This window comes from Agrobacterium sp. Azo12, from assembly GCF_029193765.2.
In the GTDB taxonomy this organism is placed as follows: domain Bacteria; phylum Pseudomonadota; class Alphaproteobacteria; order Rhizobiales; family Rhizobiaceae; genus Agrobacterium.
In genome coordinates, this window is sequence record NZ_JARFYO020000003.1 from 455,121 (window position 1) to 471,141 (window position 16,021).

Annotated in this window: 12 protein-coding genes; 11 read left to right on the forward strand and 1 reads right to left on the reverse strand. The window is 55.6% G+C overall.

All coding sequences use genetic code 11. The annotated features are described in order from the left end of the window. Nucleotides 1-18: 18 nt before the first annotated feature. The 6 genes from PYL13_RS24180 (at nucleotide 19) to PYL13_RS24205 (ending at nucleotide 9,330) form a co-directional block, all read left to right on the forward strand. Nucleotides 19-2,109 (forward strand): response regulator, encoded by a 2,091-nt coding sequence (locus PYL13_RS24180; protein WP_275643598.1) that lies wholly within the window; start codon nucleotides 19-21, stop codon nucleotides 2,107-2,109. A 139-nt stretch (nucleotides 2,110-2,248) separates the two neighbouring features. Continuing rightward, on the forward strand, nucleotides 2,249-3,418 hold the full coding sequence (locus PYL13_RS24185; protein WP_275643599.1) for a sensor histidine kinase: 1,170 nt from the start codon (nucleotides 2,249-2,251) through the stop codon (nucleotides 3,416-3,418). Nucleotides 3,419-4,115: 697 nt separating this feature from the next. Beyond that, the gene (locus tag PYL13_RS24190) at nucleotides 4,116-6,554 is read left to right on the forward strand and encodes a membrane-bound PQQ-dependent dehydrogenase, glucose/quinate/shikimate family (protein WP_275643600.1); all 2,439 of its coding nucleotides are present in this window, start codon (nucleotides 4,116-4,118) and stop codon (nucleotides 6,552-6,554) included. A 107-nt stretch (nucleotides 6,555-6,661) separates the two neighbouring features. Further along, entirely contained in the window at nucleotides 6,662-7,495 is an 834-nt protein-coding gene (locus PYL13_RS24195; protein WP_250985803.1) for an ABC transporter permease, read from the forward strand. Between the two features lie 33 nt (nucleotides 7,496-7,528). Beyond that, nucleotides 7,529-8,566 (forward strand): ABC transporter substrate-binding protein, encoded by a 1,038-nt coding sequence (locus PYL13_RS24200; RefSeq protein ID WP_275643601.1) that lies wholly within the window; start codon nucleotides 7,529-7,531, stop codon nucleotides 8,564-8,566. Continuing rightward, nucleotides 8,563-9,330: an ABC transporter ATP-binding protein gene (locus PYL13_RS24205; protein WP_275643602.1), complete on the forward strand. Its 768-nt coding sequence runs from the start codon at nucleotides 8,563-8,565 to the stop codon at nucleotides 9,328-9,330. The genes PYL13_RS24200 and PYL13_RS24205 overlap by 4 nt, the downstream gene beginning before the upstream one ends. Nucleotides 9,331-9,487: 157 nt before the next feature. Here the strand turns inward: PYL13_RS24205 and PYL13_RS24210 are convergent, their stop codons facing one another. Further along, nucleotides 9,488-9,628, reverse strand: coding sequence for a DUF1127 domain-containing protein (locus PYL13_RS24210; protein WP_192490258.1), 141 nt, complete (start codon nucleotides 9,626-9,628; stop codon nucleotides 9,488-9,490). A gap of 647 nt (nucleotides 9,629-10,275) precedes the next feature. On the opposite strand from PYL13_RS24210, the gene PYL13_RS24215 reads away from it, so the two are divergent. The 5 genes from PYL13_RS24215 (at nucleotide 10,276) to PYL13_RS24235 (ending at nucleotide 15,873) form a co-directional block, all read left to right on the forward strand. Beyond that, on the forward strand, nucleotides 10,276-11,259 hold the full coding sequence (locus PYL13_RS24215) for a substrate-binding domain-containing protein (protein WP_441296700.1): 984 nt from the start codon (nucleotides 10,276-10,278) through the stop codon (nucleotides 11,257-11,259). Nucleotides 11,260-11,335: 76 nt separating this feature from the next. Then, nucleotides 11,336-12,856 (forward strand): sugar ABC transporter ATP-binding protein, encoded by a 1,521-nt coding sequence (locus PYL13_RS24220; protein WP_275643603.1) that lies wholly within the window; start codon nucleotides 11,336-11,338, stop codon nucleotides 12,854-12,856. A gap of 14 nt (nucleotides 12,857-12,870) precedes the next feature. Further along, nucleotides 12,871-13,872, forward strand: a complete 1,002-nt coding sequence (locus PYL13_RS24225) for an ABC transporter permease (protein ID WP_275643604.1) — start codon at nucleotides 12,871-12,873, stop codon at nucleotides 13,870-13,872. 32 nt (nucleotides 13,873-13,904) lie between these two features. Continuing rightward, on the forward strand, nucleotides 13,905-14,882 hold the full coding sequence (locus PYL13_RS24230; protein WP_275643605.1) for a sugar-binding transcriptional regulator: 978 nt from the start codon (nucleotides 13,905-13,907) through the stop codon (nucleotides 14,880-14,882). Beyond that, nucleotides 14,875-15,873, forward strand: a complete 999-nt coding sequence (locus tag PYL13_RS24235; RefSeq protein WP_275643606.1) for an aldo/keto reductase — start codon at nucleotides 14,875-14,877, stop codon at nucleotides 15,871-15,873. The genes PYL13_RS24230 and PYL13_RS24235 overlap by 8 nt, the downstream gene beginning before the upstream one ends. Nucleotides 15,874-16,021 lie beyond the last annotated feature (148 nt).

The following is a 16,021-nucleotide window of genomic DNA, read 5'->3' on the forward strand; positions in this document are numbered from 1 at the left end:
GTGCCTTGAGGATCATCGGTGACAAACGAAAACTTGGTCAAGCAACCCGAACGTGATGACGAAGATGCGCTGTTTCGCAGCGACGCTCGCAGGCGTGCTTTGTTCGAAGCGATTGACGACGGTTTTTGCATCATAGAATTTATCGACGGTCCCGATGGCCCGATGAGTGACTATGTACATGTGGAGTCCAATTCGGGGTATGAACGCCAGACTGGTATCAAGGGAATTGTTGGCAAGCGTCTTCGCGAGATTGAACCTGATAATGCTGACGTTTGGCTGAAGATCTACGGGGATGTCCTGACAACTGGCGTGACGGTGCGCTTCGAGCAGGAGTTCAAGGCGATCAATCGCCACATTGAGGTCTCTGCAACGCGACTTGAGCCTGCAAGCCTCAAGCAGGTCTCTGTTCTCTTCCGGGATATCACAACCCGCAAACAAGCGGAAAAAGCTCTGCGCGAAAGCGAGGCTGTGGCCAGAGAGAACATCCAGCGTGTTCAGCTTGCGCTGGCTGCCGGGGCCATTATCGGCACATGGTCTTGGGATGTTCAAGCGGACAAATTCACCGTCGATGATGCCTTTGCAACAGCATTCGGTTTTGACCATTCGCTTGGCCGGACAGGGCTCAGTCTGGCGCAGGTTGTCGAGACGGTCCATCCTGACGACCAGGCCAGTTTGTCCAAAGCGATCGATGAGGCGCTGAAAAGGGGAGGACCGTTTCTTCACCAGTATAGAACAAGGCGGTCGGACGGACACTACCGATGGCTGGAGGCAAATGGTCGTGTCGACCTTGGCCCCGACGGCCGTGCGATGCTTTTTCCTGGAGTGCTGCTAGACATCGAAAATCGCCGTGCCATTGAGCAGGAACGGGACAGGGCGACAAGTGAACTTCGTGCCTTGACCGAAACGCTTGAACAGCGCGTCGAGGATCGAACGAAAGCCCTCATGCAGGCCGAAGATGCTTTGCGACAGTCTCAGAAAATGGAGGCCGTTGGGCAACTCACGGGTGGACTTGCTCACGACTTCAACAACATCCTGGCTGGTATTGGCGGTAGCCTTGAACTGATGAAGATGCGCATGGCACAGGGGCGTATTGGTGACATTGACCGCTATCTGACGGGAGCACAAGGCGCTGTTAAACGGGCCGCGGGTCTGACACAGCGTCTGCTGGCGTTCTCAAGGCGCCAGACACTTGATCCAAAACCCTCGAATATCAATCGCGTCGTCACCGACATGCAGGATCTGGTGACGCGCAGCGTCGGACCGGCAATCGATGTCGAAATTGCCTGCGCAGGCGGGCTTTGGACGGCCTTCGTTGATGTGGGCCAACTCGAAAATGCACTGCTTAACCTCTGCATCAATGCCCGAGATGCGATGCCTGACGGTGGCAAGCTGACCATTGAGACGGGAAACCGCTGGCTGGACGAACGTGCCGCCAGGGAGCGCGGCGTCCAGCCCGGCCAATATGTCTCGATGTGCGTCAGCGATACCGGGACGGGTATGACACAGGACGTTATATCCCGGGCCTTCGATCCATTTTTCACGACAAAACCGACCGGGCAGGGAACCGGACTTGGTCTTTCAATGGTCTACGGCTTTGCGGGTCAATCGGGTGGCGCGGCACGCATATATTCCGAGGTTGGCAAGGGCTCGATGGTCTGTATCTATTTGCCGCGACATCACGCTGATGGCGAAGTGGTAGAGGTTGTTGCGCTGGAAACCCCTGCGGCGCCAGCGTCAGGAAAAACAACGATTTTGGTCGTTGATGACGAACCTCTGGTCCGGATGGTAGCGGTCGAAGTGCTTGAGGAACTTGGTTATTTTGTTCTTGAAGCGGAAGACGCACCCTCCGCGTTGAAGGTCCTCGCGTCCCGCAATGACATAGACCTTCTTGTCACTGATGTTGGCTTGCCAAACGGTATAAATGGACGACAACTTGCCGATGCCGCGCGCAGCAGTCAGCCGGATCTGCCAGTGTTGTTTGTAACGGGTTATGCTGAAAACGCCGTTTTGAACCATGGCCATCTTGAGCGCGGCATGCAGGTGCTCACCAAACCAGTGGCAGCCGATGCACTTGCGAGACGCGTTGCGGATTTGACGGGTAAGTCATGAGAATGCCTGTTCAAGTTGCATTTTTGCGCAGGCCTCTTTCAGCGCCGCAATTGGGATGACTTTTGATTCAAATATCCTATTGTAACAAACTTGCCGCTGTCGTTGACATTCGGCTCTCTTCAACAGAGAAGAACGGACGATGACATACATAAACAGCCCGTCGGTCTCGTCTGAGCTCATAATCGCCGAGCGAGACATTCTCGCACGTGTTGCCTTGGGTGGCCCACTCAAGGATGTGCTAAGGGACATTATTCTTCTCATTGAGAAGCCGGCGAATGGCGAGTTGCTTGCGTCGATACTTCTGACGACAGAGGATGGCAAAAATCTCGTTGAAGGAGCGGCGCCAAGCCTGCCTGCGGAATACAACGCGGCGGTGGACGGTATCCCAGTTGCCATCGGGATTGGGTCCTGTGGTACTGCTGCCTTTACGGGAGAGCAGGTCATGGTCAGCGATATCGCTGTCGATCCGCTTTGGACAAACTACCGTGATATTGCGCTGAAGCATGGTTTACGTGCCTGCTGGTCAATGCCGATCCGCGCTGCGGATGGCACCATCCTGGGAACCTTCGCCAATTACTACCAAGAACCACGTGAGCCGACCGAGCGAGACCTCGAAGTTATTGGCATGGTGACGCGAACGACCGCGATTGCCATTGAGCGCTATCGCAACGAACTGGCCCGCGAACGTGCTGAAGAGCAGCGTCTTCTTCTCATCCATGAACTGAACCACCGGGTGAAAAACGTGTTTGCGCTGGCAGATGCGATGGTCGCAATGACCGCGAAATCTGCGACCGGCGTAGATCATTTTTCTGCAGCGGTGAGGGGGCGTCTGCGTGCACTCGCACTTGCCCATGATCTCGTTCGTCCCAAGACTACCTCTGCAACACAGGACGTTTCGGACGCTGCCGTTCCGCTTCGGCAGATTATGGCGGATATTCTGGCACCGTATGACGGTGAAGCGTCCTCTGAAAAAATCACCTTTGTCGGAACGGATGATATTCGGGTTCCATCGGCGCACATTACCGGTATTGCCCTGATCCTCCATGAGCTTGCCACCAACGCTGCGAAATATGGGGCGTTAAGTTCTGATCAAGGCCACCTCGTCATTTCATGTCGACATGTTGACAGCGTGCAAATCACCTGGAGTGAACGGGATGGACCGGCAAAAAGCGTGTCGGATCATACCGGATTTGGTTCGACGCTGATCAAGCGCACCGTGGGCAATTTGAATGGCAGGATTACATACGAATGGCGCATTGACGGTGTAGATATCATCATTGACCTGCCGTTCGGCACGCTTCTGGTCTGACCGCTTTTCCTAGGAACCCTGTCCGGTTTAACGCGATGATGCGTTGAGGAGTTCAGGCCAGCGTTTCCTATGGCGGGAGGCGGCCATGGTGAAGTTGACCGGTGCTGGGAGTGTCCTGAATTGCATACTCGCCTGCTCATATGATCACGTGATTGTCAAAATGTCCGCTGCCAAGGCATCTCTCACATTGTGCGGGCCATGTGCGATCTTTCGCAGCAGTCCTGTCGATGAGACGAACCACTGCGGTTATCCGATTTGCGGTTGCGACAGGCAGCAGAGCGGGGCGTTCAATTTGCCACAGACAGGCTAACAGTAACGCAACCTGATTAACGACCATCACAGCCTTGAGCACGCGCGAGACACCCACCGGCGCGCCTTGAAAAGTAGCAAGCCTCGTAGCGGGAATAGAGGCAAACGTGTCAACGTGATGGGGTGCAACAGTAAAAATAGTAAGCGAAATCAAAGTGATATACACACGCCTGCCGTGACTTAAAACGATGGCCAGCGCATGCAGGTTCTTGGAGGCGCCTATAAAGTAGATAAAAAATCCAACATTTTCGAGATCGGTTGATTAATCTATTGTGCAATGCAGCATTGACATTTATCACGTTAAATAGAGGCTGATGTGACATTCTGCCTCAGCACTCATCTCGGGACTTTCAGTCCTCCCCAATGAAATTAAATAGGAGTTTGAGCCATGCTAGCTCGGTTAGGCGGTATTGTATCCGCACTACTGGGAGCTGCGATCCTTTATTATGGAGCGCGGCTTGCAATCATCGGCGGCAGCTTTTTCTATGTGGTCATGGGCATCGGCCTGTTGATCGCAGGAATTCAAATCGCCCGGCAACGTCAAAACGGCTTGGGCATATATGCATTGACCCTTGCTGCGTCATTCATCTGGACCCTCTATGAAGTTGGGCTTGATAAGTGGCAGTGGATTCCACGAGGCGCGCTGATCATCTTCATCGGCTTGCTGCTTTCCCTGCCATTTGTCGTCAATGGTTTGCGCGACAAGCCTGCAAAACTCTGGTCCTTCAGCCTCAGCAACGGTCCGCTTGCATTACGCACTGTGGTTGCCCTCATCGCCGTCATGGGACTTGCCGTCTGGTTCATCGATCCGATGGAAAAGCAGGGCACCCTTGAAAAGGTTGCGACGGCTGGCGACACCGCAGTCGATCCCAGCGGTGTGGCCTATCCTGCCAATGACTGGATTGCCTATGGCGGCACAAATCTCGGCCAGCGTTATTCCGCGCTGAAAGACATCAACACCACCAATATCACCGGTTTGAAAGTTGCGTGGGAGCACCATACGGGCGATCTTCGCGAAGGTGACGCAGTCGACGCGAAAGAATACACTTTTGAGGCGACGCCGATCAAAGTGAACGGCATGCTTTATTTCTGCACGCCGCACAACATCGTCCAGGCTTTGGAGCCGGAAACCGGCAAGCTCGCATGGTCCTTCGATCCGAAGATGCAGCGCGACAACCAGTTCCAGCATCAGACGTGCCGTGGTGTATCCTACGACGATTCCAGCGCCTATGCTCCACCTGCTGACACCGATCCTGTCAAGGTACAGGCGATTTCTGCCGCGGTGGCCGAGTGCCCACGCCGCATTATCGCCTCGTCTGTCGATGCGCGCCTCTACGCCTTGAATGCTGATACCGGTGCGCTTTGCACGACCTTCGGCGAGAACGGCTATGTTGACCTCAAAGCGCAGATGCCGAACCTGCAACGGGCGACCTATCAGCAAACGTCCGCTCCACTCGTGACCAAGGATCTGATCATCCTCGGTAGTGCAATTGCCGATAACTACTACGAGAATAACCCGTCGGGCGTCATTCGCGCATATGACGTGCGCACCGGCGAAATCGTCTGGAAGTTTGATGCTGGCAAACCGGACGACACACGTCCGCTACAAGCCGGTGAACTCTACGAGCCAAACTCGGCAGTTGCCTGGACACAGTTTGCCGCAGATGAAAACCTCGGTCTCGTCTATGTGCCGTTTGGCAACAAGTCTCCAGACCAAGTTGGCGTGTTCCGTTCGGAAGAAGATCAGGCCTATGTCGATGCTCTTGCAGCACTCGATGTCAAGACCGGCCGAATGGTTTGGAAATTCCAGACGTCCTACCACGATCTCTGGGACCGTGATAACCCGTCACAGCCAGTGCTGCTGAATCTGCCACATGATGGTGCAGACGTTCCTGCGATCCTCATCCCGACCAAGATTGGTAATATTTGGGTTCTAGATCGCCGTGACGGCAAGGCAATCCAGCCAGTTCGGGACATGAAGGTATCGACTGAAACCGATATCCCGAACGAAAAACTGTCACCAGTGCAGCCCATGTCGGGCCTGAGCTTTACGCCTGCACCGCTGACAGAAGCTGACATGTGGGGAACAACACCTTTCGACCAGATCGAATGCAGGGTCACGTTCCGCTCCAACCGCTATGACGGCAATTCGTTCACCCCTCCAACAACGACTGGTTCGATTGTTTGGCCGGGTAATATCGGCGTCTTCAACTGGGGTTCGGTCGCGGTTGATCCGGTCAACCGGTGGATGATCGCCACACCGCAATATCTGCCATACGTCTACAAGCTGTTTCCGCGTCCGGAAGGCGACTTGAACAAGCGTATGTTCGGCAAGCCGGGTGAAGCAGGTGGTGAGTCCAAACCGGGCAACGAAAACCTCGGCGGTCCATATGCCGTATCCATTTCCCACATGCGTTCGTCGCTGCAGGTGCCATGCAACACGCCGCCATGGGGTGTTCGGGTTGGCGTCAATCTCGCTGATGGCACGACCGCATGGAAACACCGCAATGGCACTGTTGCCGGCCAGAAGGTCGCCGGCATCCAGTTCCCGATCCCGTTCGAAATGGGCATGCTTGCCCATGGCGGAACACTGACAACGGCAGGTGGCGTAGCATTCACGGGCGCGGCTCTTGATGACATCATCCGCGCCTATGACATGCAGACCGGCAAGACGCTTTGGCAGCACAAGTTGCCAGCAGGCGGTCAGGCGACCCCGATGACCTACCGTGGTAAAGACGACAAACAATATGTTGTCATTGCCGCAGGCGGCCACGGATCGTTGGGCACCACTGCCGGAGACTCCGTCATAGCCTATAGGCTGGATTAAGTTAGACTATGAGAGACCGGCGCGGGCAAACTCGACCGCGCCGGTTACACGTCGGTCGCAGGTGATATTCTGTAAAATGCCGCGTCTTTTGCGGCGGGATGAATTTCATGACGTCACTTAAGGCATGGATATGCAACGAGCTGGGTTCGTTCCGCGATGACCTGGATTGGCTTTGGCGTGTGCCATTGCATGTCTGGCTTCGGCTTCCTGTATTGTTGCTTGTCTTGTTGGCATGGATATGGATGGCCCGCGTCCTTCCAAACGGCTTCTTTGCCGGGCCAACACTGACCATTGATGCCTTTTTCCTGATGCTGGCTGACAATCGTCAGGATTTCCTGATCGCGTTGGGGACAACACTTTTTGTCTATCTCGCGGGATTTCTGCTCGCCGCCGTGGTAGGAATTTTGCTCGGTGCGTTTTTTGGCGGCATACCGCTTTTGTCTAGAACTTTCGCGCCCTTCATCCATGCCGTGGCAGCGTTGCCCGTCATTGCACTGATACCGCTTATCGTTCTGCTTCTTGGGTTGGGCTGGCAGGCAAAGGTTTTGATTATCGCACTCGGTGCGGTCATGCCTGTGCTTGTAAACACCCAGACAGGGGTACAAACCTTGGACTCCGATTTGCGCGAGATGGCCGCCGCATATAATATTTCTTTGACAGGCCGCGTCAGGCATTTCTACCTGCCTGCAGCATTGCCGCAGATCATGGCCGGCTTACGTCTTGGAGCGATTGCCGGCCTTGTCACATCGGTTATTGCAGATTTCTACACCGCAATGACCGGTCTTGGCGCCCTCCTGCAGGCATATGGCAACAGTTTCCGCATGGACCGTTATCTGGCGGTTGTCCTGACTTATGCGGCTATCGGCACGGTGTTCACCGGCCTGCTATCCTTGCTGGAAAATCGTCTTTCACCGCCATCGCGACGCCGCTACCTAGCCTGAAATCTTACCGTATCCTGATAGGCAACAATTGAGATGAAACACATTATCAAGGCTATTGGTGTCACCATAGCGTTCGGCTTGAGCTTTGCAGCGGGGCCTGTGCTTGCTGATCCGTTTCGCATTATTGTGACGGAAACCGAAACACCACTTGTTCCAAACTCGCTTCTTTATCTGGCCAGGGAAGAAGGTTACTTCGACAGGGCTGGTGTCGATGTGGAGCTGGTGCCAGCCGCGCAAACGCCCATGGCGGTGGCAGCCCTTCGCTCGGGGCAGGGCGAAATGGCCAACATCTCCGTTGATGCGCTGATTTCCTTGCATCGTGAAGGTGCAAATGATGTGGTTGCCATTCATTCCTCGGGCAAAACGATCCCCTACGTCATTGCCGGCCGAAAAGATTTGACGCTTGAAACCATGGCCGGATCCTCATTTGGAATAGGCCGTATCCGTAGCCTCGACCATGAATTGTCCAGCCGAGTTCTGGAGGGTCATCGAGTGAATATCGACACCTTGCAACTTGTGCCCCTTGGTGAACCAAAGGTTCGCGCCCAGGCGCTGGCGACTGGACGTATCGACGCAACCACCATGTCGATCGGTTCGTTTCTTGCCATGCCTGAACGTGACCGTTTCAAGATTTTGGTCGATGTCACCGACTTCTTCGAGACCGTTCCGCTGGTGACCAAGGTTGACGTCTTGCGGCGCGATACACTTGAGACACGCGCAGACGAGGTGGACAAGGTCCTTGAGGCCCTGACCCTGGCGGCCAGGGATTATGCACAGTCACCTGAAAAATGGGTGGAAGCCATGGAACGGGCGCGACCCGATGTCAAATTCGCAACACTTTCCGAACTGGCAAAAATTTATCAGGGTAGCTGGACCGTAAATGGCGGCTTGCAATTTGGAGAGCTGATTTATACTGCCAAGAACACTCAGTCAGGTGTTGTTCTGAAAGTGGATGGCGAAGATACACCATTTCGTATCGAGGTTGAAAACTGGGCAAACTTCTCTCCCATGGATCGTGTTCTCACAAAAATCGGCACTTCCGATCTTGGCGATACGTTGGATCGTGAATGACCAGCGCGCAACGCCCCCTTTTGAATGTTAAGGCTCTGAACCATGACTACTCAGGTGTCGCGGTATTGAGCGACATCAATCTTGAGGTTGCTACGGGAGAAAGGGTCGTCATTTTGGGACCTTCCGGTTGCGGCAAGACGAGCCTTTTGCACATACTGAGTGGTCTTATGTCCGCCCGCAGCGGTACCGTCGACATTGAGGGAAAAGCGCCACAGCCGGGTGTAAGTTCGGCGCTGGTGTTCCAGAATCCGCGCTTGCTGCCATGGCGAAATTCTGCAGGCAACATCGGCGTGGTTTTGAAATCGAACTCAAAACAGCAGAAAAAACAGCGCATCGATGAGTTGCTGTCGCGAGTTGGGCTGCAGGATCATGCATGCAAATGGCCACATGAACTTTCGGGTGGCATGAAACAACGTCTGGCACTGGCCAGGGCGATGGCTCTGCAAGCTCCTCTTTTGCTGCTTGATGAACCCTTTGCCAATCTCGATCCGCTCGCAAGGGAAGACATGCAGGGCGTGTTAACGAACCTGACATCGCTGTCATCGGGACCATCCATGACAACTGTTCTTGTTACCCATTCGGTAGAAGAAGCATTGATTGTTGGCGATCGGATCATCTTGATGGCCGGATCGCCGGGTCGCTTTGTCAAAGAGATCCGTTTGTCACTGGGCGCAGATGGTGAAGATCGTCGTGCATCTCCAGAGTTTTACACACATCTGGCAGACATTTCGAACCAACTCCGATCCATCGCAAAGGCTCGATAAAGGATAGCGGCAGTACAAGTTGGAACATACGTCAGTACGTTTCCACCAATGCGGACCGTAAAAAAAATCGCGACTTCCGAGACGTGAGGGCGATTGTTCGCCCTGTAGAGACTTTTGCAAACCGATATAAAATTCGTCAGTTCGCATATTTTGAAATTCAACGACGACCTTCTACAGCCGCGAGAATGTTCGAACGCGATACACCGAGATCTTCCAATGTGCGATCGTCAAGCGACGACAGTTCGCGGAATGCGCGGCGATTTTGAACCATTTTCTTAAGCTTTTCACGAAATTTCATGATCGTTCTCCAGTAACTCTGTTGCCTGTAAAATAAGCAATTTGAAGGGAGGATAGTAGGCATCTGCTTGCACGGGAGGCATGCAAATCTTGGCGAGCTTCCGCCACCTTCATCTCGCGGATTGCTGACTTTGTCGCGAAAGGCGATCGTAGGAATGTGGGAAATGTCAGCAAACGACACGCTCGTTGGCTTATATGAGCACGCCGCCGAGCGGTTACTTCAACGTTGTGGTACACGGCAGGAAGCCATCCACGCAATTGTAGCAAGCGCCTCTTCATCTTCGAATGCCTCCAGCAACAGAAAGCTTACAGGTTGTCCGGTGGAACGGAGAATGTCGAAGCTGACATTACGTGGCTCCCGTCAAGTTTTGCGCTGCAGAGCAAGCAATGCGTCGGACGGTGTTTCGGTCTGGGACGGCGTACAGCTGATGCGCATGCGGACCGAGATTCATTTGCTTTTTATCTTAATCATTCCCCGATGTGAAATAAATTGCACAGATAGAAATATTATGCAGAGCCATTGACGCGAGTTGGGCCGTAGGTTAGTTATCCTTTCGTGCAATAAATTTCTCATAGAGATTTTTATTTCATTGACCGAATTATCTCTGGGAGGGGAAAATGCTGAAGTCTTTGAAAGCCGCGACCGCTATGGCTCTGATTGCTGCAGTTGTTGCTGGCTGGTCTGTTAAGTCTGCCAATGCTGAGGGAAAGTTTGCCTGCGAGCCAGGTGAAACCTATGCGATGAACGTGATGGTCTCGAGCCATCCTTATTGGGTGCCAGTCTTCGAAGGCTTCAAGCAGGCCGCCAAGTCTCTTGGCTGCGAGGCTGTTTTCACCGGCACGCCGGAATATGACATCACCAAGCAGATCGCCTCCTTCGAGCAGGAGGTGGTCAAGAAGCCGAAGGGCATCCTGCTGCACCCGATGCAGGCCGACCCATTCATCGAGCCGATCAACAAGGCAATCGAGTCCGGTATTTCCATCACAACCTTCGCCGCAGACTCTCCGAAATCCAAGCGCACGGCTTACATCACCTCCGATAACGTCGCTGAGGCCAAGTTTGCCGCGGACGAAATCGTCAAGGTGCTGGGTGAGAAGGGTGAATATGCCGTCCTCGAAAATCCCGGCCAGAGCAACCATGACCTGCGCGTCACCGCACTTGTCGATTACATGGGCACCACTCATCCTGGCATGAAGCTCGTTGCCCGCCAGGCGACGAACCAAGATTCCAACGCGGCCTATCAGGCGGTTTCCGCCATGCTGCAGGCCAATCCGAACCTCGGCGCTCTCTGGATTCCTGAAGCGGGTTCTGCCGAAGGTGCAGTTGCTGCCGTCCTAGCGGCCAAGAAAAAGGTCCTTATTCTTCACGCGGACATCACGCCCGCAACGCTTGAGCAGATCAAGCAGGGCAACATCCATATGGCGATCAACCCTAACCAGGGCATTCAGGGTTTCATGGGGTTCATCAATACCTTTCTCGGCGCCCATCCCGATCTAAGCGATCCGTTCAACGACTATAAGGTCTCCGGGTTCAATCCGATGCAGATCCCGTCAATGGACAATGGTTTTGCTGTGATCACCAAAGACAACGCCGACTCCTTCGACCTCAACACCTACATGAAGGGTCGCTGAGCGACGTCCCTAGAGATCTCCGGCGGTGCGGCTTGCACTGCCGGGGGCATCAACAATGATTGATCGGGAGGGTGTCATGGCAGAGGTCGTACTCAGCATGACGAATATTCACAAGTCATTCGGGCCTGTCCAGGCCTTGCGGGGCGCCGAGCTTGAATTGCGCCGCGGCGAGATCCACGCTTTGGCGGGTGAAAATGGTGCCGGCAAGTCGACCCTGATGCATATCATCGACGGCATTCTGCAGCCGGACAGCGGTGAAATCCGTCTGGACGGTGCGCCAGTTCGCATATCCTCACCCAATGCCGCCAATCGCCTCGGTATTGGTTTCGTCCATCAGGAGATTGCACTCTGCCCGGAAATCTCGGTCGCAGAAAACATGTTCATGGCGGAAACAGGTCGTAGCCGCACGCTATTGATGGACTATCGTTCGCTTTGCGTGCGTGCCGAAAACATCCTGACGGAACTTGGCGATATCGATCCGAGGTGCCGTGCCGGCGATCTCTCGATCTCGCAGCAGCAGATCGTCGAAATCGCCAAGGCGCTGACGCTCGATTGCCGCATTCTCATCCTTGACGAACCAACCGCCGCCTTGACCGAGTCCGAGGCGCAGACACTGTTCAAGATCATGCATCGCCTCGCTGAGCGCGGCATTGCGATTATCTATATTTCCCATCGTATGGCGGAAATCTTCCAGCATTGCGACCGGATCACCATCATGCGCGATGGCTGCCATATCAAGACGGCGGATATTGCTTCGGTCAACCCGCAAGATGTTGTCAACAGCATGGTCGGGCGCGTGCTCGACAAGCTCTATCCGCCAAAACAGGCACCGAATGCAAAGTCCGACGAGGTGATCCTGTCGGTGCGCGGACTTAACGAGGGGCGTCGCGTCCGCGATGTCAACTTCGATCTGCATAACGGTGAAATTCTTGGGCTGGCGGGCCTGATCGGGGCAGGGCGCAGCGAGATCGTGCGCGCCATCTGTCGGCTGGAAGGCAAGCCGGAGGGCGAGGTGAGACTCAGAGGCCGAAAGCTTTCGTTGTGCGACTATCGCGACAGCATTCGCGAGGGGCTGGTTTACGTTTCGGAAGACCGCAAGGGAGACGGCCTGTTTCTCAACATGTCGATTGCCGCCAATGTTTCGGCTCTCGATGTCGGACGCGTCTCGAACGGGTTGGGCCTTATCAGCCGACGGAAAGAGGCTGCGCGTGCGAGCGACTTCGGCGACCGGCTGAAGTTGCGCTCCAATGGTGTCGGTGAGGCGGTCAATACGCTGAGCGGCGGCAACCAGCAAAAAGTGGCCTTGGCGAAAATGCTGTCGGTCGAGCCGCAGGTTATTTTTCTCGACGAGCCGACGCGCGGTGTCGATGTCGGCGCCAAGGCGGAAATCCACCGACAGATCCGCGATCTCGCCAATGAGGGTGTCGGCGTGGTGGTCATATCGTCCGAACTCCCCGAGCTCATCGGTGTGAGCGACCGAGTTCTCGTTGTGCGGGAAGGGCGGATCACCGGAGAGGTCACCGGTGCGGACATGACGGAAGAACAGATCATGCATCTCGCATCGATCAGTAGTCAATCGCAGCTCTGCGAAGCGTGAGGGGAATAGCAGACATGGCAACGATCGATACACAGCATCACGCACCGACGGCGGCAGAAACCCGTGTGCGGTGGTGGACGCCCGCGATCAAGGCCCGCGAGACAGGCCTCATCGTCATCATCCTCGCGCTCTTTACCGTGATGTCCTTCACCTCGCCCTACTTCCTGACCGTCGACAACCTTCGAGCGATGGCCATGGCCTTTGCGGTGGAAAGCATCGTCGTCGTCGGCATGACGATCCTGCTGATTTCCGGAGGCATCGATCTGTCGGTAGGTTCGGTCACGGCACTTGCCATGGTGGTTGCCGGCTGGCTGTTCCTGAACGGTGTAGACCCCTGGGCCGCCGCCGCGCTCGCAATCCTGGCCACCACCTGTATCGGCATGGCCATGGGCTTTCTGACGACCGTCGTCGGACTGCACCACTTCATCGTCTCGCTCGGCGTCATGGTCATTGCTCGAGGCGTGTGCCTGCTTGCAACGGGTGGCCGGCCACTCAGCCTCTTTTCTCTACCGCCGGAATTCAAGTTCATCGGCCAGGGTTCGGTCTATGGCGTTCCGCTCGTGCTCATCATCTTCGTGGTGGTCGTCGTTGCCTTCGATCTGATGCTGCGCCGCACGACGGCCTTCCGTAAAGTCTTCTACGTCGGTAGCAACCCAAAAGCCGCCGCCTATTCTGGCATCCGGGTCGGCCGCGTCGTCTTCGCCACGACCACGCTTTGCTCAATGCTTTGCGGCGTGGCAGGAGTGATCTACATGGCCCGCTTCGGCTCGGCTCAACCAAGCTTCGGTGTCGGCATGGAACTTAACGTGATCGCTGCTGCAGTCATCGGTGGGGCAAGCCTTTCAGGCGGATCTGGTACGATCCTCGGCGCAATCCTCGGTGCCGTTCTGCTTTCGGTGGTTTCAAGCTCGCTCGCCTTGCTCAACGTTTCCGTTTACTGGCAGGACATTATTCGGGGTAGCATCTTGCTCGCCGCCGTGCTCTTCGACCATTACCTGGTAAAGCGCCGCCGCTAAAGTGCCGACGATCAAGAAGGAGATGATACATCATGGTGGACTACAGGGATGAATTCGATCAGCAGCGCCAGATGTATTCCGTTCTCGTTCTGCATTTTATCGAGGGTATGAAACAGTCGGAGATCGCTGAAAAGCTCAATCTGTCTCACACGAAGGTCAACAGAATGATTGCCGCTGGCCGCAAGGCGGGCATGGTCAAGATCAGCATCTCAAGCCCCTACCAGCGGCTCGTCGATCTGGAAAATAACGTCGTCGGACGGTTCGGCCTCAAGCAGGCCATGGTGACGCCGACCGTTTCGGACAATCCCGAGACAACCTTGCAGATGGTCGGACGCGTTGCCGCGAACCATCTGCTTGAAACGATCCGTGACGGCGATGTCATCGCCATCACCGGCGGCAAGGCAGTGAGCGCAGTCGTTGACAGTCTGGAGGCGGAGCGGCGCTTTGACGTGCGGGTGGTGCCGCTGACAGGGGGAGTGCAGGGGAAGCACTATACCGACGTCAACCATCTCGCCACCCAGTTGGCGGAAAAGCTCGGCGGCACGGCACAGTTGGTTCATGCGCCTCTGTTCGTCGAGGACAAGCAGCAACGTAACGTGCTGATGAATGTCGCCTCGATCCGCGACGTGTTCGATTTGGCGCGTCAGGCAACGGTAGCGCTGGTCGGCATCGGATCTGTCCAGGCTCCGGGCTCGGGCTACTACGATCTCTTACCGGATCCGGCCCGAGGCAGCCAGGCGCTGATGGATGCAGGTATTGCAGGCGAGTTTCTGGCGCACCTGATCCGCGCGGATGGTTCGCTTGCCGACAGTGACTTGAACTCGCGGGTCGTGGCTCTCGATCCGCAGCAACTGGCCAATTGCCCTTCGGTCATCGGGGTTGCTGCGGGTGAATTGAAGGCCGGCCCGGTGTCCGCAGCGCTCGCGGGTCGGTTCCTGACATCGCTGGTTGTCGATGAGGAAATCGCCAAGGCGCTTGAAACTTTAGGGAAGGATTACACGAATGAATGACGCACCTACCTTGAAGCGGCCGATCGGAAAAAGCGGCATCGAAGCGTCTGCTGTCGGGCTCGGTACCTGGGCGATCGGCGGCTGGATGTGGGGTGGCACCGACGAGACGGCATCGATCGATGCGATCCGGGCCTCCATCGACGCTGGCCTTTCTCTCATCGACACGGCACCTGCTTACGGCATGGGTCTCGCAGAGACGATCGTCGGCAAAGCCATTGCTGGCCAGCGCGACAAGGTCGTGCTCGTGACGAAATGCGGCCTGGTCTGGAATGTGGCGGAAGGCGCCTATTTCTTTCACCAGGATGGCAAGCCAGTGCACCGCTACCTTGGTCCGCACTCCCTTCGCTACGAGATCGAACATAGCCTCAAACGGCTCGGTACCGACTACATCGATCACTACGTCACCCATTGGCAGGACGCCACGACACCGATCGCAGACACAGTCGGTGAACTGGCGCGGCTGAAGGAGGAGGGCAAGATCCGATCGATTGGCGCAAGCAACGTTTCGAAGGAAGACCTTGCCGCCTACATCGCTACTGGTGCCCTCGATGCCATCCAGGAAGAATACTCGATGGTCAAGCGCGACATCGAAACCAGTTTCGTGCCGACTTGCCTTGCCAATGACGTCTCCATCCTCAGCTACTCGTCGCTGGCGCTTGGTCTTCTCTCTGGCAAGATTGGCCCGGACAGGGTCTTCACCGGCGATGACCAGAGGAAAGACAATCCGCGCTTCAGTCCCGGCAATCGCCAGAAAGTGGCGCGCCTGATGGAGGTCGTCACTTCGGTGGCGGATCGTCATCAGGCAACCATCGCGCAGGCGGTGATTGCCTGGACGGTGGCCCAGCCTGGGATTACTTTTTCCCTGTGCGGGGCTCGTGATCCCAAACAAGCCGTCGAGAATGCTGGAGCGGCGCGCTTGCGCCTGACAGCGCACGAGGTGGCGATACTATCTGATGGCATTGCAGAGCATCTGGTTGACCTAGACCGTTAGAGCATTTCCAGAACGCGTACTCGGCTTTGCGCCCGGAAATTCGTAAAAACAAATAGTTAGAGCAGTGCAGGTGAACTCATGTTTCCCGGAGGTGCTCTAAGTCTCAAACACCGCAACACCAGATTGGGACGTTGGCGTGAAAACCAGC